Source organism: Sphingomonas jejuensis, from assembly GCF_011927695.1.
Taxonomy (GTDB): Bacteria; Pseudomonadota; Alphaproteobacteria; order Sphingomonadales; family Sphingomonadaceae; genus Sphingomonas_K; species Sphingomonas_K jejuensis.
Genome location: NZ_JAATJE010000001.1, coordinates 1,023,423 through 1,046,973 on the forward strand (window position 1 = coordinate 1,023,423; position 23,551 = coordinate 1,046,973).

A 23,551-nucleotide genomic window follows, 5' to 3' on the forward strand; every position below is an offset into this window, starting at 1 on the left:
CGTGCGGCCGACCGGCCCGGGTCGCGCCGGACGATCGGATCAGGTCGAAACGCGCCCGACGCTGCGGCGCAACTCCACGGTGCCGCTCTGGCTCGCGATCGGCTGGCGCGTGCTGTTCGTGGTCGGGCTGATCGCGCTTGCCATCGCCGTTCACTGGTTCGACCGGGCCGGCCTGCGCGACAATTACGACGGCGATGTCAGCTTCAGCGACGTCGTCTACTTCACCATGATCTCCATCACCACCACCGGCTATGGAGATATCGCCCCGGTGACGGAGCGGGCACGGCTGTTCGATGCATTGATCGTCACGCCCATCCGGATCTTCATCGTGCTCATCTTTCTGGGCACGGCCTACCGATTCGTCCTTCAGCGCATCTGGGAGAAATGGCGTATGGCCGCCCTGCAACGGTCGCTGCGCGGCCACTTCGTCATCGCCGGCTTCGGCACAAGCGGTGGCCGCGCGGTGCGCGAGCTGATCACGCGCGGCACCGATCCCGCGCAGATCGTGGTGATCGACCGCAGCGACCTCGCGCTCGAGGAGGCGGCCAGCTGCGGCTGCCTGGTGATCGACGGCGACGCCACCCGCGACGTGACGCTGAAGGACGTCCATATCGAGCGTGCCTGCGCGCTGATCGTGTCGGCGGGTCGCGACGACACCTCCATCCTGATCACCCTGACCGCACGTCACCTGGCCCCGGACATCAGGATCAGCGTCACCGTGCGCGCCGAGGACAACGAGCTCCTGGCGCGGCAGGCGGGCGCCGACATCGTCATCAATCCCGTGAACTTCGCCGGCGTCCTGCTCGCAGGGTCCTGCCAGGGGTCGCATATCGCGGACTATCTGGCCGATCTGGCGACCGCGTCCGGACGGGTGCAGCTGGTCGAGCGCCCGGCCGCGGCGGAGGACGTCGGCCATCTGCTGCGCGACCTGCCGACCGGCCTCGGCGTCCGGCTCTACCGCGCGGGCGCGTCGGTCGGCTGGTGGGAAGGCGACGCGGCCCGGGTGCAAGAAGGCGACCAGCTCGTCCTCATCCGGGAGACGCCGAAGACGGGTCGCTGAGCAAGCCGCTCCGGCCACTGGAAAAAGCCGCCGGGTGCCGCTATGTGCCGCGCCTCCCATGGCACTTCAACTTCCCACGCAGCCGAAGGTCGGCATGGTCTCGCTCGGCTGCCCCAAGGCGCTTGTCGACAGCGAGCGCATCCTGACCAAGCTCCGCTCCGACGGTTATGGCCTGTCGCAGGACTATGCCGGCGCGGACGTGGTGCTCGTCAACACCTGCGGCTTCCTCGACAGCGCCAAGGAAGAAAGCCTCGAGGCGATCGGTGAGGCGATCGCGGAGAATGGCCGCGTGATCGTGACCGGCTGCATGGGGAACGAGGCGGACGCCATCCGCGCCCGCTTCCCGGACGTTCTCGCCGTCACCGGGCCGCATCAGTACGAGGCGGTCGTGGGCGCGGTGCACGAGGCGGCGCCGCCGGTCCCTTCCCCCTTCGTCGATCTGGTGCCCGAGGCCGGGTTGAAGCTGACGCCGCGCCATTACAGCTATCTGAAGATCTCGGAAGGGTGCAACCACGCCTGCACCTTCTGCATCATTCCGTCGATCCGCGGTCGGCTCGCCAGCCGCCGGCCCGATGCCGTGCTGCGCGAAGCCGAAAAGCTGGTCGCCGCCGGCACGCGCGAGCTGCTGGTGATCAGCCAGGACACGTCGGCCTACGGCGTCGACCTGCGCCATGCCGCCTGGCCGTGGAAGGGCGCGGAGGTGCGCGCCCACATGACCGACCTGGCGCAGGGCCTGGGGCAGCTGGGTTCTGCGGAGCAGCCGGTGTGGGTGCGCCTCCATTATGTCTACCCTTACCCGCACGTCGACGCGGTGATCCCGCTGATGGCCGACGGGCTGGTGACGCCCTACCTGGATATTCCCTTCCAGCATGCCGCGCCCAACGTGCTGCGCGCGATGAAGCGTCCGGCCAACGACGCCCGCGTGCTGGAGCGGATCCGCGGCTGGCGCAGCGTCTGCCCGGATATCGCCATCCGCTCCTCGTTCGTGGTCGGCTTCCCCGGCGAGACGGAGGAGGATTTCCGCTATCTGCTCGACTGGCTCGGTCAGGCGCAGCTCGACCGGGTGGGCGGGTTCCGCTTCGAGCCGGTCGAGGGCGCACGCGCCAACGACCTGCCCGATCCGGTGCCGGAGGAGGTCAAGGAGGATCGCTTCCAGCGGCTGATGGCGCACACCGCCGCGATCTCCGCTGCGAAGCTGGCCGCAAAGGTCGGCCGCACGATCCCGGTCATCATCGACGACGTGGACGAAGACGGCGGCGCCAACGCCCGCTCGCAGGCGGATGCGCCGGAAATCGACGGCGCCGTCTTCCTGCGCGACGCCGGTGGGCTGAAGCCCGGGGACATCGTTCCGGCGATCATCGAGGATGCGGACGAGCACGACCTTTACGGCGTTCCCGCCTGACGCGGCTTGTCCGGCGGGCAGCGCGCGGTAGGTTGATCGGCCCCCTCCGCCAGGAAAGACGCCCTTGACCGACTTTCGAAGCCTTCTCCGCCCCGATCGCGGGGAGAGCGCGCATAGCCTCCACCTCGTCGATCCCGCCTCCTTCAAGGCCTGGCTCCAATCGCAGCCGCTCCGCGCGCGTGCGATGGTGGAGGCGGCGCGCTTTACCGGAAAGGCCGGTGAGGTGGCGATCCTGCCGGGCGACGCCGCCGAGGCATGGAGCGTGGCGGTGGGCGTTGCCGACGCAGGCACGCCCGGGCGCTGGTGCCTCGCTCGCGCGGCGGAACAGCTTCCCGCCGGCACCTATCGGGCGGAGGGCAGCGCCGGCCCCGCCGCGCACGGCTGGCTGCTCGCACAGCACCGGTTCGACCGGTACCGCAAGGACGACGGCGCTGCCGGACCGCGCATCCTCCTGACGCAGGATGTCCGCGGGATCGAGCGGGAGATCGGGCTGGCGTCCGCCGTCGCCACCGTGCGCGACCTCGTCAACACGCCCGCCGACGACATGGGACCTGCCGAGCTCGAAATGGCGGTGCGCGCCGCCGCCGAGGGGCATGGCGCGCAGGTGTCCGTCACCACCGGCGACGCGCTGGAGCAGGGCTATCCGATGATCCATGCGGTCGGGCGGGCCGCCGCGCGCCCGTTTGCACCGCGCCTGATCGAGCTGACATGGGGCGACCCGGCGCACCCCCGCGTCGCCGTGGTCGGCAAGGGCGTCTGCTTCGATTCGGGCGGCCTCGACATCAAGCCGGCGAGCGGCATGCGGCTGATGAAGAAGGACATGGGCGGCGCGGCCCATGCGATCGCTCTGGCCGGACTGATCATGGCCGAACGGCTGCCGATCCGGCTGCACCTGCTGATCCCCGCGGTCGAGAACGCCATTTCGGGCCATGCCTTTCGCCCCGGTGACATCCTCCGCAGCCGCGCCGGCACCAGCGTGGAGATCGGCAACACCGATGCCGAAGGCCGCCTGATCCTCGCCGATGCGATCACCCGCGCCGTCGAGGAGGAGCCGGCGCTGCTCCTCGACTTCGCGACCCTCACCGGCGCGGCGCGGATCGCCCTCGGCCCCGACCTGCCCGCCCTGTTCGCCAACGACGATGCGCTCGCCGCCGACCTGCTCTCCGCCGGGACTTCGAACCAGGACCCGCTCTGGCGCCTGCCGCTGTGGGATCCTTATGCGGAATATATCTCATCCGATGTCGCCGACCTGGCGAACGCGGGCGACACGCCCTTTGCCGGCACCATCACGGCCGCCTTGTTCCTGAAGCGTTTCGTGCCCGCCGCCGTGCCATGGGCCCATCTTGACCTGTTCGCCTGGCGTCCGTCGGCGCGGCCCGGCCGGCCGAAGGGCGGCGAGGCGCTGGGTCTGCTTGCCGCCTGGGCAATGCTTCGCGGGCGATACGACCCGCAGAAATCTTGAAGATTCGTTAGCCGTTGGGGGAAACCCGGCCTCAAGTTGACGCGTTCGGTTGCCAATGATGATCGCCGTCTGACGGCGTCAGTGATTTAGGCGAAAGGACGTCGTCCATGCCAGAAAAGCCGCTGTTCGGGTGGATGAGAACGCTGCTGGATTATGTCCGGTCGGGGGAGCCCGACCTGACCAACCGGCAGATGGCGCTGCTGCTGATTGTCTACCTGAAACCGGGCCCCCATACGGTCCGCGGCCTCGCCCGCGGGCTGAACGTATCGAAGCCGGTGATCACCCGCGCCTTGAACCGGCTGGCCACCCTCGGCTACCTGCGGCGGCAGCGCGACGATGTGGATCGCCGCAACATCTTCGTGACGCCGACCAGCGAGGGGGCGAATTTCCTTGAAAGCTTCCGCGCCCTTGTCACCGCTGGCAACCGATCCGAGGATCGGCGGGAGCCGATCGAGGCCTGACGCCTTGGGAGCCCGCCGGTGATGCGCGTCTTCATCGACGGCGCGGCGGGAACGACGGGGCTGGAGATCGTCGACCGGCTGGCGAACCGGCCGGAGTTTGACCTGCTCATCCTGGGCGATGCGGAGCGCAAGTCGGCGGCGGCGCGTGCCGACGCGATCGCGGCAGCGGACATCACCATCCTCTGCCTTCCCGACGACGCCGCGCGCGACGCGGTCGCCCTTGCCGAGGGCACGAACGCGCGCATCATCGACGCCTCCAGCGCGCATCGGATCGACCCGCGCTTCGCCTATGGCTTTCCTGAGCTCGGCGGCGACGTCCGGCGCGCGATCGAACAGGCGCGGCTGGTCAGCAATCCCGGCTGCTACCCGACCGGCTTTCTCGCGCTCGTGCGGCCGCTGGTCGCCGACGGCCTGCTCCCCGCCGACTGGCCGGTCAGCGTCAATGCGGTGTCCGGCTATTCCGGCGGTGGCAAGGCCATGGTCGCCGCCTTCGAGAACGCGGACGCGCCCGATGCCACCAGCACCGCGCACCGCGCCTATGCGCTCGGCCTCGGTCACAAGCATCTGGGCGAGATGCGGGTTCATGCCGGCCTCGCGCATGCCCCGCTGTTCACGCCGGCGGTGACCCGCACCTACCGCGGCATGATCGTTGAGGTGCCGCTCCCGCTTGCCCGGCTGCCGGGCGCGCCGACGCTGGATGACCTGCGGCAAAGCCTCGCGTCCGCCTATGCCGGCTCGCCGATCGTGCGCGTGTCGGACGCGCGGCCCGCCACGCTCGATATCGAGCGCATGGCCGGCACCGATGGCATGGAGCTGTTCGTGCTTGGCGACGCGGTCGCCGGTCAGGCGCGGCTGGTCGCGCTGCTCGACAATCTCGGCAAGGGCGCGGCCGGGGCCGCCATCCAGAACCTGAACATCATGAGCGGACTTCCGGAGACCGCCGGCCTCCGGCTCTAGCCGCTACATCTCGCCGCGCGACCGGCGCAGCGCGTACCAGCGTTCGACGTTCGCCTGATGCTGCTGCAGCGTGTCGGCGAACACATGCCCGCCCGACCCGTCGGCAACGAAATACAGCGCGCGGGTCGCTGCCGGATCAAGCACGGCGGCGATGGAGAGCCGCCCCGGATTGGCGATCGGCCCCTGCGGCAGCCCGGCCATGGCATAGGTGTTGTAGCCGTTCCGCGCGTCCAGTTCCGACCGAAGGATCCGCCGGCCGAGCGGACGCCCCCGCGTGATCGGGTAGATGACGGTGGGATCGGCCTGCAGCGGCATGCCAAGCCGCAGGCGATTCGAATAAACGCCCGCAACCGTCCGTCGCTCGGCCGGAACGCCCGTTTCCTTTTCGACGATGGAGGCGAGCGTCAGCGCCTCCGCCTTTGTCCGCACGGCCGTGGTGGGCTTGCGCGCCCGCCACAGCCGGTCGAGCTCGCGGGTCATCGCCGCCTGCATCCGCGCGACCACCGCCGCGCGCGTCTCACCCGCTTCGAAGCTGTAGCTGTCGGGAAGGATCGATCCTTCCGCCGGGACCGCGACCGATCCCGTCAGCGCCGATTCCCGCATCAGCCGGTCGTGGACGAGGACGGAGGGCGTTCCTTCCGGCACCACGATCTGCCGCTGGAAACTGCGGCCGGACTGCAGAAGCGCCAGCACTGCCTGCGGGCTGGCCCCGGCGGGCACCAGATATTCACCGGCCTTCACCGGCTCGTCGTCGCCGAACAGCCGCTGCAGGGTGACGAACCGGTCGGCCGAGGCGATCACGCCCGCGTCCTCCAGCGCCCCGGCGGCGCCGCGGACGGAACTGCCCGGCGCGACCCGCACCAGCGTCTCGCGCGGAGCCGGCCCGGCGCCCGTCCACTGCGACGATGCCCAGACATAGGCGCCGCCCGCGCCGATCAGCAGCAGGGCGGCCAGAAGGAAGACGAGCCGCCGCATGCGTGCTGCTAGATCGCCTTCAGGATCACGGAAGCGTTGGTGCCGCCGAATCCGAAGCTGTTGTTGAGCGCCGCGCGCACCGGCCGCTTCTTGGCGGTGTGCGGGACCAGGTCGACACCCTCCGTTCCGTCGTCCGGATCGTCGAGGTTGAGCGTCGGCGGCACGATCTGGTCGCGGATGGCGAGGATGCAGAAGATCGCCTCCACCGCGCCCGCGCCGCCCAGCAGGTGACCGATGGCGGACTTGGTGCTGCTCATCGAAGCGCCGCCCAGGTCGTCGCCCAGCACGCGCTTCACCGCGCCCAGTTCGATGGTGTCGGCCATCGTCGATGTGCCATGCGCGTTGATGTAGTCGATGTCGCCCGGCTCCAGCCCGGCCTTGCGCAGCGCCATCTTCATGGCGAGCTCGGCGCCGCGCCCTTCCGGATGCGGAGCCGTGACGTGGTAGGCGTCGCCGGACAGGCCGTATCCGACCACCTCGGCATAGATCTTCGCGCCGCGTGCCTTGGCATGCTCATATTCCTCGAGCACGACCACCCCGGCGCCCTCGCCCATGACGAAGCCGTCGCGGTTGCGGTCATAGGGGCGGCTGGCCTGCTCGGGACGATCATTCATGCTCATGTTGAGCGCCTTGGCCTGCGCGAAGCCGGCCACGCCGAGCGGGTTGATCGTGCTTTCCGCGCCCCCCGCCAGCATGATGTCGGCATCGCCGTCCTTGATCATGCGCGCCGCGTCGCCGATCGAGTGCGCACCGGTTGAGCAGGCGGTGACCACCGAATGGTTGGGTCCCATCAGGCCGTACTTGATCGACACCTGGCCGCTGGTCAGGTTGATCAGCCGGCCGTGGACGAAATGCGGGCTGACGCGTCCGGGGCCGCGCTCCTTCAGCACCAAAGACTCGCTCTCGATGCCCGGCAGTCCGCCGATGCCCGATCCGATGGAGACGCCGGCACGCTCGCGCATGTCCTGGTCCATGTCGGTCAGCCCGGCATCCTCGAGCGCCTGGCCGGCGGCATCGATCGCATAGACGATGAAGGGGTCGACCTGGCGCTGCACCTTGTGGTCGACGCGCTTGTTCGCGTCGAAGCCCCAGGGGTGATCGGCCGGCTTCACCTCGCCCGCGATCTTCGCCTTCTGGTCGGACACGTCGAAGCGCGTGATGGGCCCGATGCCGCTCTTGCCGGCGATCAGGTTCGCCCAGGTCGTCTCGACGTCACCGCCAAGCGGCGTGACGAGCCCCAGCCCGGTGACGACAACGCGGCGCATCTCTGTCGCCATCTTCTACTCCCGTCCGATCCTTACAAAGCGAAACGGCCTCCCGCCCGGTTCCAGCCGGTGTCGGGAGGCCGCCAATATGCGGAGCTGACACCGGACCCCGAAGGGCCCGGCGCGGCCGGCGGCCGTTCAGCCCTTGTTGCTGTCGATGTAGGTGATGGCGTCGCGCACGGTGGTGATCTTCTCCGCGGCGTCGTCGGGGATCTCGACCCCGAACTCTTCCTCGAAGGCCATCACCAGCTCGACGATGTCGAGGCTGTCCGCACCCAGATCGTCGATGAAGCTTGCGTCCTCGGTCACCTTGTCGGCCTCGACGCCGAGGTGCTCGACAACGATCTTCTTCACGCGGTCGGCGGTCTCGCTCATGGATAGTCCTTCTCGGGTCAATTCAGTCTCGCCGCCCTAATCAGGGCCTATTCAGCTTGCAACCCCTGCGGGCAATCACAGCATCGCCATGCCGCCGTTCACATGCACGGTCTGCCCGGTGACATAGGCTGCCTCGCGCGACGCCAGGTAGGCGACGGCGGCACCCACGTCGCTGCCCTCGCCAAGCCGGCCGGCCGGAATGCGGGTGGTCAGCGCCTCCTTCTGCGCGTCGGGCAAGGCATCGGTCATCGGAGAGGTGATGAAGCCCGGCGCCACGCAGTTCACGGTGATGTTGCGGCTGGCCAGCTCCTGCGCCAGCGCCTTGGACATGGCGGTCAGCCCGCCCTTCGACGCGGCATAGTTGGCCTGCCCCGGGTTTCCGGTCGCGCCCACCACGCTCGTCACCGAGATGATGCGGCCATGACGCTGCTTCATCATCGGCTTGGCGGCGGCCCGCGCTAGCCGGAACGCCGCCTCCAGGTTGACGGTGATGACCTGGTCCCATTCATCGTCCTTCATCCGCATCACCAGGTTGTCGCGGGTGACGCCGGCATTGTTGACCAGGATGTCCAGCCGCCCGCCGAGCGCTTCCACTGCGCGCGGGACCAGCCCGTCCACCGCCGCGCCGTCCGACAGGTCGCAGGCCAGCGTCACATGGCTCCCGCCGATCTCGCCTGCGAACGCCTCCAGCTTGGCCTGGTTGGACCCGCTCAGCGCCAGCCGGGCGCCCTGCCCCGCAAGCGCCTTGGCCACCGCGGAGCCGATGCCGCCCGACGCGCCGGTTACCAGCGCCGTCATCCCCGTCAGATCAAACATGTCGAACTCCTCAAAGCGTCTTCGCCAGTGCCTCGGCATCGTCCATCGTGACGATGCTCGAGACTTCCGCATCGCCATCGATGCGCTTGACCATCGGACCCAGCACCTTGCCGCCCAGCTCCACGAACTGCGCGACGCCCGCCGCGCGCATGGCGATCACGCTCTCGCGCCAGCGCACGCGCCCCGTCACTTGCTCCACCAGCAGCCGCCGGATCTCGTCCGGATCGGCGACGGCCGCGGCCGTGACGTTGGCGAACACCGGCACCAGCGGCGCCTGCATGCGCGCTTCGGCCAGCGCCGCCTGCATCGCGTCGGCCGCCGGCTGCATCAGCGGGCAATGGAAGGGGGCGGACACCGGCAGCGCGATCGCCCGCTTGGCGCCCATTTCCTTGGCAAGGCCGATCGCGCGGTCGATCGCACCCTTGTGCCCGGAAATCACGACCTGCGTCGGATCATTGTCGTTGGCGACCGTGCAGACCTCGCCCTCGGCCGCCGCCGCGGCCAGCCGCTGCGCCACCTCCACGTCCGCGCCCAGCACCGCCGCCATCGCGCCCTCCCCGACCGGCACCGCGGCCTGCATCGCTTCCCCGCGGAGCCGCAGCAGCCTTGCCGTCGTTGGCAGGTCGATCGCGCCCGCCGCGCACAGCGCGCTATATTCGCCCAGCGAATGGCCGGCGACGAACGCGGCCTTGTCGGCCAGGCGGATGCCGCCGTCGGACTCCAGCACGCGCAGCGTCGCGATGGCGTTGGCCATGATCGCGGGCTGGGCGTTGGCGGTCAGCTGCAGTTCGTCTGCCGGGCCATCGGTCATCAGGCGGAACAGATGCTGGTCGAGCGCATCGTCCACTTCCTCGAACACGGCGCGCGCCGCGGCGCTGCCGTCGGCGATCGCGCGGCCCATGCCGACCTGCTGGCTGCCCTGGCCGGGAAAGATAAAGGCTCGCATCGTCTCAGAACTCCGTTCGGGCGGGACCGGTGACAGCCCTGCCGCCTCCCCCGCGCGGTTAGAAGAAACGGCAAGGCTTCGACAAGCGCGGCCTGAACGGGGTTGAGCTTTTCGCGGAGGCGGGCCATAGGGCGCGACTTCCGGCATTACGGCGCCGGACGAGACGACAGCCGGAGGGGCGACCGCATCGGGCGGCGTCAGCGATCGGCCAACATGAAGGCAAGAGACATGGCTCTGTACGAGCACGTCTTCCTTGCGCGTCAGGATCTGGCTCAGGCCCAGGTCGATGCGCTTGCGGAGACCGCCACCAGGATCGTCGAGGAGACGGGTGGCAAGGTCGTGAAGACCGAGACCTGGGGCCTGCGCGGCCTCGCCTATCGCATCGCGAAGAACCGCAAGGCGCATTATGTGCTGCTCGAGTTCGAGGCGCCGTCGAACACGGTGGCCGAGCTGGAGCGCCAGACCTCCATCAACGAGGACGTGATCCGCTACATGACCGTGCGCGTCGACGCGCACGAGGCCGGCCCGTCCGTGATGATGCGCAAGAGCGATCGTGACGGCCGCCGCGGCGACCGTGGCGAGCGTGGTGCGGGCGACCGTGGCGACCGCGGCCCACGTCGCGACCGTGAAGAGGAGGCCGCATAATGGCGCGTCCGTTTTTCCGCCGCCGCAAGAGCTGCCCGTTCTCGGGCAAGGACGCTCCGCGGATCGACTACAAGGATGTCCGTCTGCTGCAGGGCTTCGTGTCCGAGCGGGGCAAGATCGTGCCGTCGCGCATCACCGCCGTCAGCGCCAAGAAGCAGCGTGAGCTCGCCCAGGCGATCAAGCGTTCGCGTCACCTGGGCCTGCTGCCCTACATCGTGAAGTAAGGAGCAGAACCCATGGATGTGATCCTGCTTGAACGGGTCGAGAAGCTCGGCCAGATCGGCGACGTGGTGTCGGTGAAGCCGGGTTTCGCCCGCAACTTCCTGCTGCCGCGCAAGAAGGCGCTGCGCGCCAACGAAGCCAACCGCAAGGTGTTCGAGGCCAACCGCGCGCAGATCGAGGCCGACAACGCCGCGCGCCGGAGCGATGCGGAAACGGCGTCGAAGGATATCGACGGCAAGAGCGTGACGCTGATCCGTCAGGCGTCCAACACTGGCCAGCTCTACGGTTCGGTCAGCGTCCGCGACATCGTCGAGGCGCTTGAGGCCGATGGCACCAAGCTGACCAAGAGCCAGGTCGTGCTCGACCGTCCGATCAAGTCGATCGGCGTCAGCGACGTCCGCGTGCAGCTGCACCCGGAAGTGTCCGTGAAGGTCACGGTGAACGTCGCCCGCTCGCCGGAAGAGGCCGAGCTGCAGGCGCAGGGCGTCGACGTGATGGCCGAGATGTTCGAAAAGGACGAGGCCGGCTTCACCGAGGACTTCGACCCCAATGCGGAACCGGGCGAGATCGCCACGGACCGCGGCGACGAGGACGACAGCCGCGAGGGCTGAGCTTCGGCTGCGTTCAACGAAAAAGGGCCGGATGGAGCGATCCATCCGGCCCTTTTTTCATGCCATGACAGTCGCTGGCTGCCTGTCCGCGATCAGCCCGTGAAGGCGCAGGTGACGGTGGCGGTCAGAACGACCAGCGAAGCGGCGAGGGGGATGATAGCCTTGAGCATGGCAGTAAAATGAACGGCGGACGAACAGGTTGCATCGCCGTTGCCGGCTGTCTCACCGTGAAACACCGCTTCCGTGCAGCAGACTGAAGTCCTCATGCCCGCCTGACCGACGCCGCGTCCTGCGTGAAGGCCGCTTACCGCGTCACGGCGGCCCGGCCGTTCCTTCCGGCAATGCCGGCGGCTCCGCCGCATCGACGATCCCGATCAGCCGCCCGACGGCGGTCAGCGGGTCGCGCCCCCCGCCCCACCCGCTCGCGATCATGTCCGCCTTTGAACAGCGTCGCTGGTCGGCGAAGATGCCGCACTGGTCGCGGCTTCCCGGCGCCGCCCCGGCCAGGGCCATATGCGCGTCCATCGACCGCACACCCGCTTCCTCCTGGGGCGGGCGCCGCTCCTGAGCCGGCAGTCGAAAGGCATCGTCGTCGCGGCGCGCGCAGACGACCACGTCGCCCGCCCGCTCCTGCCGGCACCCCTCGGCCCGCGTCATACGATCATGGTTCTGCTGCAGCGACTCGGCCGTCTGCGCCGGCAGCGCTGCCGGCATCAGCAGCAGGGCGAGCGCGCCGCCTCTCACCGCCCGATCAGCGCCAGGACCTCGCGCCGGCTGCGCTCGTCGTCGCGGAACACGCCCATCATCCGGCTGGTGGTCATGGTCACGCCCGGCGTGCGCACGCCGCGTGCCGTCATGCAGGCATGGGTCGCCTCCACCACCACCGCGACGCCCAGCGGCTGGAGATGCTCCCAGATGCAGTCCGCCACCTGCGCGGTCAGCCGTTCCTGCACCTGCAGCCGGCGCGCAAAGCCGTGCAGCACGCGCGCAAGCTTCGAGATGCCGACCACGCGGTTGCGCGGCAGATAGGCGATGTGCGCAACCCCCAGGATCGGCGCCATGTGATGCTCGCAGTGCGACTGGAACGGAATATCCTTCAGCAGCACGATCTCGTCATAGCCGCCGACCTCCTCGAAAGTCCGGCTGAGATGGTGCGCCGGATCCTCGGCATAGCCCGAACAATATTCCAGCCAGGCGCGCGCGACCCGCGCCGGTGTGTCGGTCAGCCCCTCGCGCGCGGGATCGTCGCCCGCCCAGCGGATCAGCGTGCGCACCGCGTCCGCGACATCGTCGGGCACATGCGGCTTGGCGGGGGACGAGACGAGGTCCCCGTCGGCGGGGCTGGCGTGGCTGGTCATGCGCGCTGCCTAGCCCAGCATGGTGTCTGCGCCAAACAGAAGGGGGCGGGAACCCTGCGGTCCCCGCCCCCATGTCATGTCGCCTTGGCGGTCGATCAGGCCGCGACGGCTTCTGGAGCCTTGTGCTCGATGGCGTCGGCCGGCGTGCTCGCGCCGCCAATCTCGATGCGCCGCGGCTTGATCGCCTCGGGCACCTCGCGCTTCAGGTCGATCTGCAGCAGGCCGTCGGCCAGCTCGGCACCGGTCACGACGACATAGTCGGCCAGCTGGAAGCTCCGCTCGAACGCGCGGGCCGCGATCCCCCGGTGGAGGAAGCGCCGATCCCCGTCGTCGCCCTTCTTGCCCTGCACGAGCAGAAGGTTGGGCTTGCTGGTGATGTCGATCTGATCACGGGTGAAGCCGGCAACCGCGATGCTGATGCGATAGAGGTCCTCGCCGCGCTGTTCCACGTCGAAGGGCGGATAGCCGTCCTGCCCTGCGTCGCTGCGCGTCGCGCTCTCCAGCATGTCGAACAACCGGTCGAAGCCGATCGACGACCGGCGATAGGGGGTGAAATCAAAAGCGTTTCGCATAACCAAATCCTCCAATGAGCAACCTGGATTCAAGGCTGGCGGTGCCACGCGCATCCGCCGCCGCCGGACCCCGAAGGCATCCGGCACGATCCAGATGGGTTCGCCGCGCTGTTCGTCAAGACCCCCGGCGCACCCTGTCGTGCCGGGCAACGCGTGTCCTGGAAAACGACTCGGAAGATGACGCTGCATCCGGGATCGCGTGGTGAAATCGCGCCGGCATGTCCCGCCCTAAGTCCCTCTGACGCCCGCATGATCGCCGAGGCGACCAGCCGTTGGCACGGTGCAAACGAACATCCCTGGTGCAAAATGACCAAGGATCGTTGAAGAAGATGACATGTTGTTGGCCTGATCGGAGCGATCTCGCGCAGCGTGGATGAGCGATGCTCCCGAAGGTGGCAGGCCTGATGGAGGATCACGCGATGAATGACATGACCGGGATCAACGCGGCCACTGCATCCCTTCCCGCCGCGCCACGGCCGCGGCCCCAGGCGCTGGCACGGCGGCTGGAGCGGAGATGATCGGCACCTTCTGGCTGGTGCTCGGCGGCTGCGGGGCCGCCGTCCTCGCCGCCGGCGCGGACGTGCCGGGCACGATCGGCCTGCTCGGCGTCAGCCTCGCCTTCGGCCTCACCGTCTTCACCATGGCCTTCGCCGTCGGCTTCATCTCGGGCGGGCATTTCAACCCGGCCGTGACCGTGGGGCTGACCGTCGCCGGGCGCTTTTCCGCGCGCGACCTGCCGGGCTATGTCGTCGCGCAGCTGGTCGGCGGGGTCCTTGGCAGCATCGTGCTCCTGTCGCTCGCCTCGGGATCGCCGACCTTCGATCTTGCGGCAAGCGGGCTCGCCGCCAACGGTTAAGGCCTGCACTCGCCAGGCGGCTACACGCTGGCCGCCGGCTTCCTCGCTGAAGCCGTGCTGACGGCCGGGTTTCTCTGGGTCATCATCGGCGCGACCGACGAGCGCTCACCGGCGGCCTTCGCTCCGCTCGCAATCGGCCTCGCGCTGACGCTGATCCATCTCGTCTCGATTCCGATCACCAACACCTCGGTCAATCCCGCGCGCAGCACGGGGCCGGCGCTCCTCGTCGTGGGCTGGGCTGTTCAGCAGCTCTGGCTGTTCTGGGTGGCTCCGCTCATCGGCGCCGCGGTGGCCGGCCTCACCAGCCGCTGGCTCTTTGCGCACCGCGCGGCCGACCAGTCGCCGGGCCCGATCGGCGACACGCCCGTCGAAATGATGGTCGCGGACCAGAACGCCAGGGCCTGAACGGTGGTGCGCCCGACTGGATTCGAACCAGTGGCCCCCAGATTAGGAATCTGATGCTCTATCCTGCTGAGCTACGGGCGCACGGGCATGGGAGTTACGGTGTGTCGCGGCCGCGGGCAAGCTGATCAGTCGATCAGGTCGACCGGCCCGATCGGCTGGCGGTGGTCCAGAACCGGCATCCGCGCGCGGGTGGCGGTCACCGCCGCCGCGTCGATCTCCGCAATGCCGAGCCCGGGCTCCTCTCCCATGTCGAGCAGCACCGTGCCCCAGGGATCGATCACCAGCGAATGACCGAAGGTTCGCCGGCCATCCGCATGGGTGCCGGTCTGCGCGGCCGCGACGACGAACGCCGCTGACTCGATCGCCCGCGCGCGAAGAAGGACATGCCAGTGGGCACGACCTGTCGGAACGGTGAAGGCGGCCGGCACCGACAGGACGGTCGCCCCGGCATCGCTCACCGCGCGATAAAGGTCCGGGAAACGCAGGTCATAGCAGATGCTGAGGCCAAGGACGCCGACGGGCGTGTCGACCGCAACCGCCTTGTCGCCGCGTTGGTAGCTGTTCGATTCGCGCCAGCGCTCACCCGTGGGCATGTCGGCGTCGAACAGGTGGATCTTGTCGTACCGCGCCCGGATCTCACCCGCGTCATCGATGACGAAGCCGCGGTTGACGCGCTTGTCGCCCGACCGCAGCGCCAGCGAGCCGAGATGGACCCACAGCTTGTGCCGCGCCGCCGACGCGCGGGCGGCGTGGAGGACGGGATCGTCCGCCTCCGCCACCACGCGGGCTTCCGAGCGCTCCCGATCTTGATCTAGCAGATTCGTCATCTCAGGCGTGAACAGCATGGCGGCACCCGCTGCCGCCGCATCGGCGACGGCGCTGGCGACGGCCACGGCATTGTCCGCCGGGTCGATCCCGGCGGTCATCTGCAGGACGGCGATCTTCAGCGTGCCGCTCCCTCCAGCATCGGGTCGAGCTTGCCGGCGCGATCGAGCGCGGCCAGGTCGTCTGACCCGCCGACATGCTCTCCGTCGATGAAGATCTGCGGCACGGTCGTGCGACCGTTCGCCCGCTCGATCATCGTGGCGCGGTCGGGGCCGCCCATGGTGATGTCATGCTCTTCGAAGTCCACGCCCTTGTCGCGCAGCAGCGCCTTGGCCCGGCTGCAATAAGGGCATCCGAACTTCGTGTAGATCTCAACAGCCGCCATGGTCATGCGCCTCCTTCGTCGCCCGGCAACACCCGGGCCCAGCACAGCAGTTGAACGCGACGGGCGCCTGCCTGTTTCATCGCCCGCACACAGGCGTCCGATGTCGCGCCGCTGGTCAGCACATCGTCGACCAGCAGCACGGTGCGCCCTTCCAGGCGATGCCGCTCCCGCGGCTCGACGGCGATGGCGCCCTGCATGGCGCGCTTCCGCTCGGCCCGTCCGAGCCCGCGCAGCACGGGCGTCGCGCGCGTGCGCTTCAGCAGCGCGGGGGCGTGCTCCGCGCCCGTCCGCCGCGCCACCGATGCCGCGATCAGCGCCGACTGGTTGAAGCCGCGCTGCCACAACCGCCAGCGGTGGAGTGGGACAGGGACGATCAGCGGCCGGTCCGCCATGTCGACATGCGGTGCGAGGAACCCGCCGATCAGCCGCGCCAGGCCGATCTTGCGCCCATATTTCAATCCCATCGCCACCCGCCCGGCAATGGGGCCGTAACCGACCACCGCCCGCACGCCGTCATGGAGCGGAGGGTCCGCCAGGCACGGCGCGCACCGCTGCCCGGCATCGGTCGCCGGCAACGGAACGCCGCACCCCGGGCATCCCGCGCCCAGCCAGTCGAGTGCGCCCCAGCAGGCGAGGCAGAAGCGCAGGTCGCCTTCCACCACCGCCCCGCACCCCGGGCACCGCGGCGGGAGGGCGAAGTCGAGAAGGAGGCGGAAGGGCGCCGCGGCCGCGATCATCGCGCCTTGTCCCCGGCCGCGCGGCCGGGCACAAGCCCGACGATGGCTGACCATCCTCCGGAGATCTTCGACCGGGCGCGCCGGCGCCTCCGGCGGGACCGGGCGGCGCCCCGCTATGCCGCCCACGACGTCATCCACGCCCACATGACGGACGAGGTGATCGGGCGCCTGGATCTCGTCAGCCGGCCGTTTTCCGACGTGCTCGACCTCGGCGGCCATGGCGGCGCCCTCGCTGCCCGGCTCGCGGGCCGCGGCATGGCCGTCACCAGCGTCGATGCGGGCGCCCGTTTCGCGGAGGCGGCGGGCGGCGTCCAGGCGGACGAGGATCGGCCGATCTTCGCCGCGCGAAGCTTCGACCTCATCCTCTCGGTCGGCGTGCTCGACCAGCTGAACGACCTTCCCGGCGCGCTGGTCCTAATCCGCCAGATGCTTCGTCCGGACGGCCTGTTCCTCGGTTCGTTCATCGGCGGTGGCAGCCTGCCACGCCTCCGCGCGGCGATGCTGGCGGCCGATGGCGATCAGGCCGCCCCGCGCATCCATCCGCAGATCGACGTGCGCGCGGCCGGCGACCTCCTGATGCGCGCGGGCTTCACGCTGCCGGTGGTCGACGGCGACCGGCTGACGGTGCGCTACCGCGCGCTCGCCGGGCTGGTCGCGGACCTGCGCGGCATGGCGGCGACCAACCTGCTTCGGGGCTCGCCGCCGCTCGGGCGGTCAGCCGCGTCGCGCGCGGCGGCGGCCTTCGCGGCGCAGGCGGACGCGGACGGTCGCGTGTCCGAGACCTTCAACATCGTCCACCTGTCCGGATGGGCACCTTCGCCTGACCAGCCGCAGCCCGCACGCCGCGGCAGCGCCACCGCATCGCTGGCCGATGCCCTCAGACGAGCGCCTCCAGAAGGCCGATGAGCGGCTTGTCGGCGGGCGGCATGGTGATGCGGTGCAGCTCCACCGGCCGCAGCCAGCGAAGCGCGGTGGCCTCGATGGGTTTCGGCACGCCCCGCCATTTCCGGAGCACGTAGAGCAGCAGCAGCATCGGGCGACCGTCGCCGGCAACATCGCTGGCAAAGCACGCCGGTGCCAGGCACGCCCGCTCGACATCGATGCCCAGTTCCTCGGACAGCTCGCGGATCAGCGCAGCCTCCGGCGTCTCCCCGGGCTCCAGCTTGCCGCCCGGAAACTCCCAGAAACCGGCAAAGGCCTTGCCCTCCGGTCGCTGCTGGACAAGGACGCGGCCGTCGGCATCGACCATCGCTGCGGCGGTGACGATCAGCATGGCCGGCCGGCCGGTCCGATGCGGATCAAGCCTTGTGCGGCCATTAACCCTGTTTCCCTCAATCGCTTAAGTGTTTCGCAACCGGGACTTCCTATTCCGGCGATGTCGGCGCGTGGCCTCTGGTCTCCGCCGGCCGGGACTAAGGCAAATCGACGGAACCACGGAGACCGGTTATGAAGTTTCTGCACAAGCTCGCGAAGAACAACAAGGGTGCGACCGCCATCGAGTACGGCCTGATCGCCGCTCTGATCGCCGTTGCCGCCATCACCGCGATGTCGGGTCTGGGCAACAGCCTGAAGACCACGTTCAACAACGCGTCGGACGCGATGGACGGGGCCGGCCAGTAAGCCGGGCTTCCTGCCTTCGGGCGGAGCGGCGATCCCGCTCCGCCCCTTCGGAAGGAGCAGCAGTATGGCCCTCATCCGGGCACTGCTCCGAGACCGGAAAGGCGCGACGGCGATCGAGTACGGCTTTCTGATCGCACTCGTCGCCCTCGGGCTGGTCACTGCCCTGACGTCGATCGGCAGCACGGTGTCCAACACCATGGACAGCGCAAATGCCGGCTTCACACGGGCCGACTGATCAACCGAGATCGGCAGCAAAGGGGGCGGTGGCAGCAATGCCGCCGCCCTTTGCGCATGTCAGCGCGAATTGACGACCAGCTTCACCTGCTGCCCCGGCACCAGGCGGTCGTTCTGACCGAGGCCGTTCAGCACCAGGAAGCGCTGCAGCTGCAGGTCCGGATAGGCCATTCGCGCTGCCAGCCGCTGCGGCGTGTCGCCCGCGCCGACCGTTACCACGTCGATCTCGCGCCCACGGATCTGCGCCGCTTCGCTCGCGCTCAGCCGTTGGAGGCTTTCCAGCATCGGGCCGAACGGGCCGACGCCGCGGCCGGCTGGCGTCAGGAGCAGGAAATGATAGGCGGTCTGTGGCCCGAACTCATAGGCGAAGACGCTGACGTCGACCTGGCCTGACCCGCTGTTCGCCCGGGTGGTGGTGTAGGCAACGGGAAAGTTTCCGATCCGCGTCCGCTGGACCTGCCCCTGCGGCACGCCGCCGCTCCCGCCGCTGAGGCCGCGGAGCACGCCCGTCACATAGCTGTCGAGGTCGCCGCGATAGCTGCCGGTGCCGAACTGCGCCTGACCGCCCTGCCCGGTCACCGACACGGCGCGCGCGCCGTTCGACATGGTGAAGCCCTGCGGGACGCTGAACTGCAGCCGGAGGTCGGGATGTCGGAAGGTGCGGCCGTCGATCACGCCCTGGCGCGGATCGTCGCCATAGCGCAACCCGTCGAGCTGGCGGATGAACGCCTCGCGATTGAGCGCACCGGTTGCGGGATAGCGCGCCGCCGTCTGCTCCGCCCGGCGCACGCGCCCGGCGGGATCGGGATGGGTGCTCGCCCATTCGGCGAGCGACCGCGCGTCGCCGCCCCGCGCCTGCGCGTCGAGCTGCGTCTGCGCCGCCAGCGAGGCCAGCATGGAGGCAAGCGCACGGGGATCATAGCCGGCGCCCACCAGATAGCGGATGCCGAGGTCGTCCGCCTGCAGCTCCTGCGAGCGCGAGAAGCGAAGCGTGTAGAGCTGCGCCGCCTGACCCGCGATCTGCGCGATCTGCGAATTTCCGGTCACCACGCCCAGGAGGAGCGACCCGATCGCGCCGATCGTGGAGGTCCGGCCGCGCGACGAGCTGTGGCGCGCCGCGACATGGCCGACCTCGTGGCCCAGCACGCCGGCAAGCTCGGCCTCGTCGTTCATCAGGCCCAGCAGCTGCCGGGTGACGTAGACATAGCCGCCGGGAATGGCGAAGGCGTTGTTCACGGGGGAATTCAGCAGCGACACGGTGAAATCGCTGCCGCTGTTCGACAGGCCGGATTGCACCGCGATGCGCTGTCCGACCTGGCGCACATAGGCAGCCTGCGGCCCATCATAGGTGCCGCCGAACTCCTGCAGCAGCTGCGGATGCGCCTGCGCACCCTGCTGCCGGTCCGACTGGCTGATCGATCGGACGCGCTGCGCCTCGATGGACGCCGGAACGGCGAGCGCGGCCACCGCGGCCACGCCCGACAGGATCAGCACCTTACGCATTTCACTCTCCCACGCGGAATTTCGTTCCGGGGGTAAACCGCACTTTCGCCGTCGCGGTTCCGCGCGAGCCGACGCGGGTCAGTAGTTGCCGATCGACAGGAACTTCGCGCGCCGGTCCGCGCGCAACGCATCGCGGCTGAGCGGCTCGAGCGCGGCCAGCGCGGTGCCGATCGCATCTCCCAGCGCTCCGATCGCGGCACCGGGGTCGCGGTGCGCGCCGCCGACCGGCTCGGGCACCACCGCATCCACCACGCCCAGCTTCAGGAGGTCGGCCGACGTCACCCGCATGGCCTCGGCGGCATCGGGCGCGCGATCGGCGGTGCGCCACAGGATGGACGCACAGCCTTCCGGAGAGATCACCGAATAAACGGCATGTTCGAACATGAGCACCCGATTGGCCGCCGCGATGCTCACCGCGCCGCCCGATCCGCCCTCGCCCACGATCGCCGCGACCATCGGCACGCCCAGCTGCAGGCAGGCCTCGGTCGCGCGCGCGATCGCCTCCGCCTGTCCCCGCTCTTCCGCCTGGATACCGGGAAAGGCACCGGACGTGTCCACCAGCGTCACCACCGGCAGGCCGAACCGGTCGGCCAGTTCCATCAGGCGGATGGCCTTCCGGTACCCCTCCGGCTTCGCCATGCCGAAATTGTGGCGCACGCGGCTGGCGGTATCGTCACCTTTCTCGTGCCCCATCAGTAGCACCCGGCGCCCGCCGATCCGCGCCAGCCCGCCGATGATCGCCTGATCATCGGCAAACGCCCGGTCGCCGGACAAGGGCGTCCAGTCGGCGGCGAGGCCGGCAACATAATGCTTGAAATGCGGCCGCTGCGGGTGGCGGGCGACCTGCGTCTTCTGCCACGGTGTCAGCGTGCGATAGGTTTCGGCCAGCATCGTCTGCGACCGTGCGGTAAGCCGCGCCGCCTCCGCCGCCGCTTCCGCATCACCGTCCTTGCGCGACAGGTCGGCGGCGCGCGCGTCCAGCTCGGCGATGGGCTTTTCGAATTCCAGATAGCTGTTCATGTGGCGGCGCGGGTAGGCCGCCCTCGCTTTCCCGTCAACGCCGTGCCGTCCGCAAGCGGGTGGCGCTCGTTGACCAGCGTCACCAGTCGCTGCGCATCGACATGGGTGTAGATCTCCGTGGTCGCGATGCTGGCATGGCCAAGCATCGCCTGCAGCGCGCGCAGGTCCGCACCGCCCTCCAGCAGATGGGTGGCAAAGGCGTGGCGCAGGACATGCGGCCCGACCCGCTCCGGCGGGACGCCGGCCGCCGCCGCAAGCGCCTTCACGATCTGGTGGAGCCGCACGCGGCTGAGATGCGTCTTGCCCGACGGGAACAGCCAGGGCGATGCCGACGCCACCGCGCGCCATGCCGCCACCGCTGCCCGCGCCCGGTCGGAGATCGGCACCAGCCGTTCGCGCCCGCCCTTGCCGCGGATGATGATGAACGGACGATCGGCCGTGATGGCGGTGGCAGGCAGGCTGACCAGCTCGGTCGCCCGCAGCCCGGATCCGTACAGCAGCTCCACCAGGGCGGCGGTCCTCAGCGCGTCGGGTGTGCCCTCCGCCACCCGCCGCGCGATCTCTGCGAACAACCGGTCCATGTCGCCGTGGGACAGCACGGACGGCAATGGCCGGCCGGCCGTTGGCCGCGGCAGCGCGTCGCCGGGATCGTCGCTGCGCAGGCCGTCTTCCTGCAGAAAGGCGAAGAAGCGGCGAAGCGCCGCGGACTTGCGTGCCACCGTTGATCGCGCGAGCCGCGCCCAGCTTTCGGCAAGCTGCCGGATGGCGCCCGCGTCGGCCGTGCCCAGTTCCCCCTTCAGCACCGCCGACGCCCCCTCCAGGTCGGTGCGGTAGGCCGCGATCGTGTTCGCCGCGGCGCCCGCATCCACCGCCATCATCTCCAGAAAGCGATCGATCAGCGCGCGGTCCGCAGTCATCGGCAGGGCATCATGTGCGCGCGATGGCCTCGGCCGCGATCATCCGTGCCTCGGCTTCCAGGCCGACGGCGGACAGCGCGCGAACGATGTGGAACAGGTGAAAGGTCGGCACCCCGCGCCAGTCGCCGGCCTGCAGTCCGGTGGCGGCAAGCAGCACCACCGTGCCGGGCTGCTGCGCGGCGGCCGCGGCATCGATCGCCTCGCTCCACCGGCTCTGGCGGGTGAGGCCAAGGCCGGCCTCCTGGTCGATGCGCCGCGCGGCGGCGGCGTCGAGCCGTCCGAGCCCGGCCAGCGCGGCGACCAGGAAGCGCGCCTTGGTGGCCGACGCCTCCGACACAAAGGCCTCCGTCCGCGCCGCGGAGAGATCGACGCGCGGCTGCGGCGATCCCGCCGCCAGCAGCGCCCAGGCATCGCCTCCCGCCTGGTTCGCGACCGCCGACCAGCGGTCCGCCTGCAGGTCGAGCCCGGCGGACAGCATCGCCGCGATCAGCCTGGGCGCATCCGCCGACAGCGCCGCGTCGGGCCTGATCCGCGCCGCCGCCCGCGCCGTCAGAACCTGGCCGGCAAGCGCATCGCCCTCGCCGTCCCAGATCGCGCGGAGCGCGGCGAGTTTCGCTGCATCCTCGGTGGCGGCGTATGCCGTGCGCAGATTGCCGGCCGCCGTGCCGTCAACCTCCGCCGGATCCATCCCGTCGGCGATCGCGGACAGCAGGTCGACATAGGCAAGGTTCGACAGCACGCCGATCCGCGCCGCGACCTCGGCGGCGGCCTGCCGGTCCGCCAGCGGCCGCATCGGCGCCGTCGCCGCCCAGCCCGACACGCGCGGGTTGGCCGCCGCCAGAAGCTCCGCCGGGATCGACACGCCGGTCGCGGTGGCAAGGCCGTACCGCCAGCTGCTGAGCGCGCTCACCCCGTCCCACTGGATGGTCGTGGCGCGGCGCCCGCCCGTGCCGGCGTTCACCAGCTTTTCGGCCAGCAGCATGTCGATGCCGCGGCCATGCCGGCGGCGCGCGGCGTCGACGATGGCGCCGGCCGTGCCGTTGTCCCCCGCCAGCGATGCGCACCATGCCCGCGCCAGATCCCACCCGAGGTAGGTCTTGGCCGACACCGTGGTCAGGGGGCAGACGCCGACCGGATCGGCGGTCGCCAGCATCGCCTGCATGGCGACATCGTGCAATTTGGGCGTGTAGCGATCGACGTCGACCGACTGCACCAGCGCGCGCGCGCTGGTTGCCTCGCCCATCCGGATCAGCAGCCAGGCCCGCTCCGCCGCCCAGTCCGCACCGCCCACGCCGCGCGGGGCCGCCGCCCGCGTCAAAAGTGCGCGCCGCAGCAGAATGGAGCCCCAACGCGACGCCACCGGCGCATTCAGCCGGCGCATCAGCGTGGACAGATAGCGTCCGTCCGCACGGCCCCAGGCTTCCTCGCCCACGCCGCCGCCGTCGCTGTCGATCACCCCGGCAAAGCGCGGGTCACGCCGCGACGTGTCAGGCAGGTCGAGCGGATCGGGCGCGGGCTCCTCCTCCGCTTCCGCCTCGTCCGCGTCCTCCGCGCCGTCGGCGGCGGGATCGTCCGCGGCCGGGGCGAGCGGATCGGCCGCCGGGCTGTCGGTGCCCGTCGCAGACGGCGGCAACAGGTCGGTCGGGCGGTCGGCCGGCGCCTCCGGCTCCGGCGCAGGATCGCCGAACCCGGGGGGAAGCAGCGATTCCGGCGCGCTCTGCCCCAGCGCCGGGCCGATCGCCACCGCCGCCAGCAGCAGCGCGGCGGCCGTGCGGCGCTTAGCGCGCCAGCCGGTCATTCGGCACCGCCTTCTCCACCCGCGTCTGCGGCACCTCTGTGTCGATGCCGGCAAGCGCATAAAGGCCGGCCGCCAGAAGGGCCACGATGACGATCAGGATGATGAGCGGTCGCATTCGCGTCCT

At 70.0% G+C, this 23,551-nt stretch carries 29 protein-coding genes, 1 tRNA gene and 1 pseudogene; 12 read left to right on the top strand and 19 right to left on the bottom strand.

The annotated features are described in order from the left end of the window. The first annotated feature begins 1 nt into the window (after position 1). The 5 genes from GGR88_RS05105 to argC all read left to right on the top strand — a co-directional run bounded on the left by GGR88_RS05105 (position 2) and on the right by argC (position 5,342). Positions 2–1,060, top strand: a complete 1,059-nt coding sequence (locus tag GGR88_RS05105) for a potassium channel family protein (protein WP_342449722.1) — start codon at positions 2–4, stop codon at positions 1,058–1,060. 58 nt (positions 1,061–1,118) lie between these two features. Further along, positions 1,119–2,462, top strand: coding sequence for a 30S ribosomal protein S12 methylthiotransferase RimO (gene rimO, locus GGR88_RS05110; protein ID WP_167953515.1), 1,344 nt, complete (start codon positions 1,119–1,121; stop codon positions 2,460–2,462). Positions 2,463–2,526: 64 nt separating this feature from the next. Then, complete coding sequence (locus tag GGR88_RS05115; RefSeq protein ID WP_167953516.1) at positions 2,527–3,924, top strand: leucyl aminopeptidase family protein; 1,398 nt, start codon at positions 2,527–2,529, stop codon at positions 3,922–3,924. Between the two features lie 134 nt (positions 3,925–4,058). Further along, positions 4,059–4,385, top strand: a complete 327-nt coding sequence (locus GGR88_RS05120; RefSeq protein WP_167954372.1) for a MarR family transcriptional regulator — start codon at positions 4,059–4,061, stop codon at positions 4,383–4,385. 21 nt (positions 4,386–4,406) lie between these two features. After that, complete coding sequence (gene argC / locus GGR88_RS05125; protein WP_167954373.1) at positions 4,407–5,342, top strand: N-acetyl-gamma-glutamyl-phosphate reductase; 936 nt, start codon at positions 4,407–4,409, stop codon at positions 5,340–5,342. Positions 5,343–5,345: 3 nt separating this feature from the next. On the opposite strand, the gene mltG is transcribed toward argC, so the two are convergent. The 5 genes from mltG to fabD form a co-directional block, all read right to left on the bottom strand. Next, complete coding sequence (gene mltG / locus GGR88_RS05130; protein ID WP_167953517.1) at positions 5,346–6,317, bottom strand: endolytic transglycosylase MltG; 972 nt, start codon at positions 6,315–6,317, stop codon at positions 5,346–5,348. An 8-nt stretch (positions 6,318–6,325) separates the two neighbouring features. Continuing rightward, positions 6,326–7,582: a beta-ketoacyl-ACP synthase II gene (gene fabF, locus GGR88_RS05135; protein ID WP_167954374.1), complete on the bottom strand. Its 1,257-nt coding sequence runs from the start codon at positions 7,580–7,582 to the stop codon at positions 6,326–6,328. A 138-nt stretch (positions 7,583–7,720) separates the two neighbouring features. Beyond that, positions 7,721–7,957 carry an acyl carrier protein gene (locus GGR88_RS05140; RefSeq protein WP_167953518.1) on the bottom strand — a complete coding sequence of 79 codons (237 nt, stop codon included), beginning with the start codon at positions 7,955–7,957 and terminating at the stop codon, positions 7,721–7,723. A gap of 75 nt (positions 7,958–8,032) precedes the next feature. Then, positions 8,033–8,773, bottom strand: a complete 741-nt coding sequence (gene fabG / locus GGR88_RS05145) for a 3-oxoacyl-[acyl-carrier-protein] reductase (protein ID WP_167953519.1) — start codon at positions 8,771–8,773, stop codon at positions 8,033–8,035. 10 nt (positions 8,774–8,783) lie between these two features. Then, positions 8,784–9,719: an ACP S-malonyltransferase gene (gene fabD / locus GGR88_RS05150; protein ID WP_167953520.1), complete on the bottom strand. Its 936-nt coding sequence runs from the start codon at positions 9,717–9,719 to the stop codon at positions 8,784–8,786. Positions 9,720–9,947: 228 nt separating this feature from the next. Here fabD and rpsF point away from each other — a divergent pair, with 228 nt between their 5' ends. The 3 genes from rpsF to rplI are packed head-to-tail and all read left to right on the top strand — an operon-like array spanning position 9,948 to position 11,197. Next, on the top strand, positions 9,948–10,364 hold the full coding sequence (rpsF, locus tag GGR88_RS05155) for a 30S ribosomal protein S6 (RefSeq protein WP_167953521.1): 417 nt from the start codon (positions 9,948–9,950) through the stop codon (positions 10,362–10,364). Further along, positions 10,364–10,588: a 30S ribosomal protein S18 gene (rpsR, locus tag GGR88_RS05160; protein ID WP_167953522.1), complete on the top strand. Its 225-nt coding sequence runs from the start codon at positions 10,364–10,366 to the stop codon at positions 10,586–10,588. The genes rpsF and rpsR overlap by 1 nt, the downstream gene beginning before the upstream one ends. A 12-nt stretch (positions 10,589–10,600) precedes the next feature. Then, complete coding sequence (gene rplI / locus GGR88_RS05165; RefSeq protein WP_167953523.1) at positions 10,601–11,197, top strand: 50S ribosomal protein L9; 597 nt, start codon at positions 10,601–10,603, stop codon at positions 11,195–11,197. A gap of 92 nt (positions 11,198–11,289) precedes the next feature. On the opposite strand, the gene GGR88_RS05170 is transcribed toward rplI, so the two are convergent. The 4 genes from GGR88_RS05170 to GGR88_RS05185 all read right to left on the bottom strand — a co-directional run bounded on the left by GGR88_RS05170 (position 11,290) and on the right by GGR88_RS05185 (position 13,127). After that, positions 11,290–11,463 carry a hypothetical protein gene (locus tag GGR88_RS05170; protein ID WP_167953524.1) on the bottom strand — a complete coding sequence of 58 codons (174 nt, stop codon included), beginning with the start codon at positions 11,461–11,463 and terminating at the stop codon, positions 11,290–11,292. Between the two features lie 46 nt (positions 11,464–11,509). Beyond that, positions 11,510–11,941 carry a hypothetical protein gene (locus GGR88_RS05175; protein ID WP_167953525.1) on the bottom strand — a complete coding sequence of 144 codons (432 nt, stop codon included), beginning with the start codon at positions 11,939–11,941 and terminating at the stop codon, positions 11,510–11,512. Continuing rightward, positions 11,938–12,555 (bottom strand): GTP cyclohydrolase I FolE, encoded by a 618-nt coding sequence (gene folE, locus GGR88_RS05180; protein WP_167953526.1) that lies wholly within the window; start codon positions 12,553–12,555, stop codon positions 11,938–11,940. Before folE ends, GGR88_RS05175 begins: the two co-directional genes overlap by 4 nt. Positions 12,556–12,650: 95 nt before the next feature. Further along, positions 12,651–13,127 carry an Hsp20 family protein gene (locus GGR88_RS05185; protein WP_209023192.1) on the bottom strand — a complete coding sequence of 159 codons (477 nt, stop codon included), beginning with the start codon at positions 13,125–13,127 and terminating at the stop codon, positions 12,651–12,653. Positions 13,128–13,641: 514 nt separating this feature from the next. Here GGR88_RS05185 and aqpZ point away from each other — a divergent pair. Then, a pseudogene (gene aqpZ, locus GGR88_RS05190) lies at positions 13,642–14,388 on the top strand (aquaporin Z). Positions 14,389–14,392: 4 nt separating this feature from the next. On the opposite strand, the gene GGR88_RS05195 reads toward aqpZ, so the two are convergent. The 4 genes from GGR88_RS05195 to GGR88_RS05210 all read right to left on the bottom strand — a co-directional run bounded on the left by GGR88_RS05195 (position 14,393) and on the right by GGR88_RS05210 (position 16,335). Next, a tRNA-Arg gene (locus tag GGR88_RS05195) sits at positions 14,393–14,469 on the bottom strand. 44 nt (positions 14,470–14,513) lie between these two features. Continuing rightward, positions 14,514–15,335, bottom strand: coding sequence for a carbon-nitrogen hydrolase family protein (locus GGR88_RS05200; RefSeq protein WP_167954376.1), 822 nt, complete (start codon positions 15,333–15,335; stop codon positions 14,514–14,516). Beyond that, entirely contained in the window at positions 15,332–15,598 is a 267-nt protein-coding gene (grxC, locus tag GGR88_RS05205; protein ID WP_167954377.1) for a glutaredoxin 3, read from the bottom strand. Before grxC ends, GGR88_RS05200 begins: the two co-directional genes overlap by 4 nt. 2 nt (positions 15,599–15,600) lie before the next feature. Continuing rightward, entirely contained in the window at positions 15,601–16,335 is a 735-nt protein-coding gene (locus GGR88_RS05210; protein WP_167953527.1) for a ComF family protein, read from the bottom strand. Positions 16,336–16,377: 42 nt separating this feature from the next. On the opposite strand from GGR88_RS05210, the gene GGR88_RS05215 reads away from it, so the two are divergent. Beyond that, a complete protein-coding gene (locus GGR88_RS05215) occupies positions 16,378–17,241 on the top strand; it encodes a class I SAM-dependent methyltransferase (protein ID WP_167953528.1) in 864 nt (287 codons plus the stop codon). On the opposite strand, the gene GGR88_RS05220 is transcribed toward GGR88_RS05215, so the two are convergent. Further along, positions 17,213–17,608, bottom strand: a complete 396-nt coding sequence (locus GGR88_RS05220; RefSeq protein ID WP_167953529.1) for a (deoxy)nucleoside triphosphate pyrophosphohydrolase — start codon at positions 17,606–17,608, stop codon at positions 17,213–17,215. The two genes, GGR88_RS05215 and GGR88_RS05220, sit on opposite strands and share 29 nt — an antisense overlap. A gap of 173 nt (positions 17,609–17,781) precedes the next feature. Here GGR88_RS05220 and GGR88_RS05225 point away from each other — a divergent pair, with 173 nt between their 5' ends. Then, a complete protein-coding gene (locus GGR88_RS05225; protein WP_167953530.1) occupies positions 17,782–17,955 on the top strand; it encodes a Flp family type IVb pilin in 174 nt (57 codons plus the stop codon). Between the two features lie 64 nt (positions 17,956–18,019). Continuing rightward, positions 18,020–18,190: a Flp family type IVb pilin gene (locus GGR88_RS05230; RefSeq protein ID WP_167953531.1), complete on the top strand. Its 171-nt coding sequence runs from the start codon at positions 18,020–18,022 to the stop codon at positions 18,188–18,190. Positions 18,191–18,249: 59 nt separating this feature from the next. On the opposite strand, the gene GGR88_RS05235 is transcribed toward GGR88_RS05230, so the two are convergent. From GGR88_RS05235 to GGR88_RS15480, 5 genes are all read right to left on the bottom strand, one after another. Next, positions 18,250–19,692, bottom strand: coding sequence for a M48 family metalloprotease (locus GGR88_RS05235; protein ID WP_167953532.1), 1,443 nt, complete (start codon positions 19,690–19,692; stop codon positions 18,250–18,252). A gap of 78 nt (positions 19,693–19,770) precedes the next feature. Next, the gene (locus GGR88_RS05240; protein WP_167953533.1) at positions 19,771–20,712 is read right to left on the bottom strand and encodes an acetyl-CoA carboxylase carboxyltransferase subunit alpha; all 942 of its coding nucleotides are present in this window, start codon (positions 20,710–20,712) and stop codon (positions 19,771–19,773) included. After that, positions 20,709–21,629: a tyrosine-type recombinase/integrase gene (locus tag GGR88_RS05245; RefSeq protein ID WP_167953534.1), complete on the bottom strand. Its 921-nt coding sequence runs from the start codon at positions 21,627–21,629 to the stop codon at positions 20,709–20,711. The genes GGR88_RS05240 and GGR88_RS05245 overlap by 4 nt, the downstream gene beginning before the upstream one ends. A 10-nt stretch (positions 21,630–21,639) precedes the next feature. Further along, the gene (locus tag GGR88_RS05250; protein ID WP_167953535.1) at positions 21,640–23,427 is read right to left on the bottom strand and encodes a hypothetical protein; all 1,788 of its coding nucleotides are present in this window, start codon (positions 23,425–23,427) and stop codon (positions 21,640–21,642) included. Further along, positions 23,408–23,542 carry a hypothetical protein gene (locus tag GGR88_RS15480; RefSeq protein WP_280742244.1) on the bottom strand — a complete coding sequence of 45 codons (135 nt, stop codon included), beginning with the start codon at positions 23,540–23,542 and terminating at the stop codon, positions 23,408–23,410. Before GGR88_RS15480 ends, GGR88_RS05250 begins: the two co-directional genes overlap by 20 nt. Between the last annotated feature and the right edge of the window lie 9 nt (positions 23,543–23,551).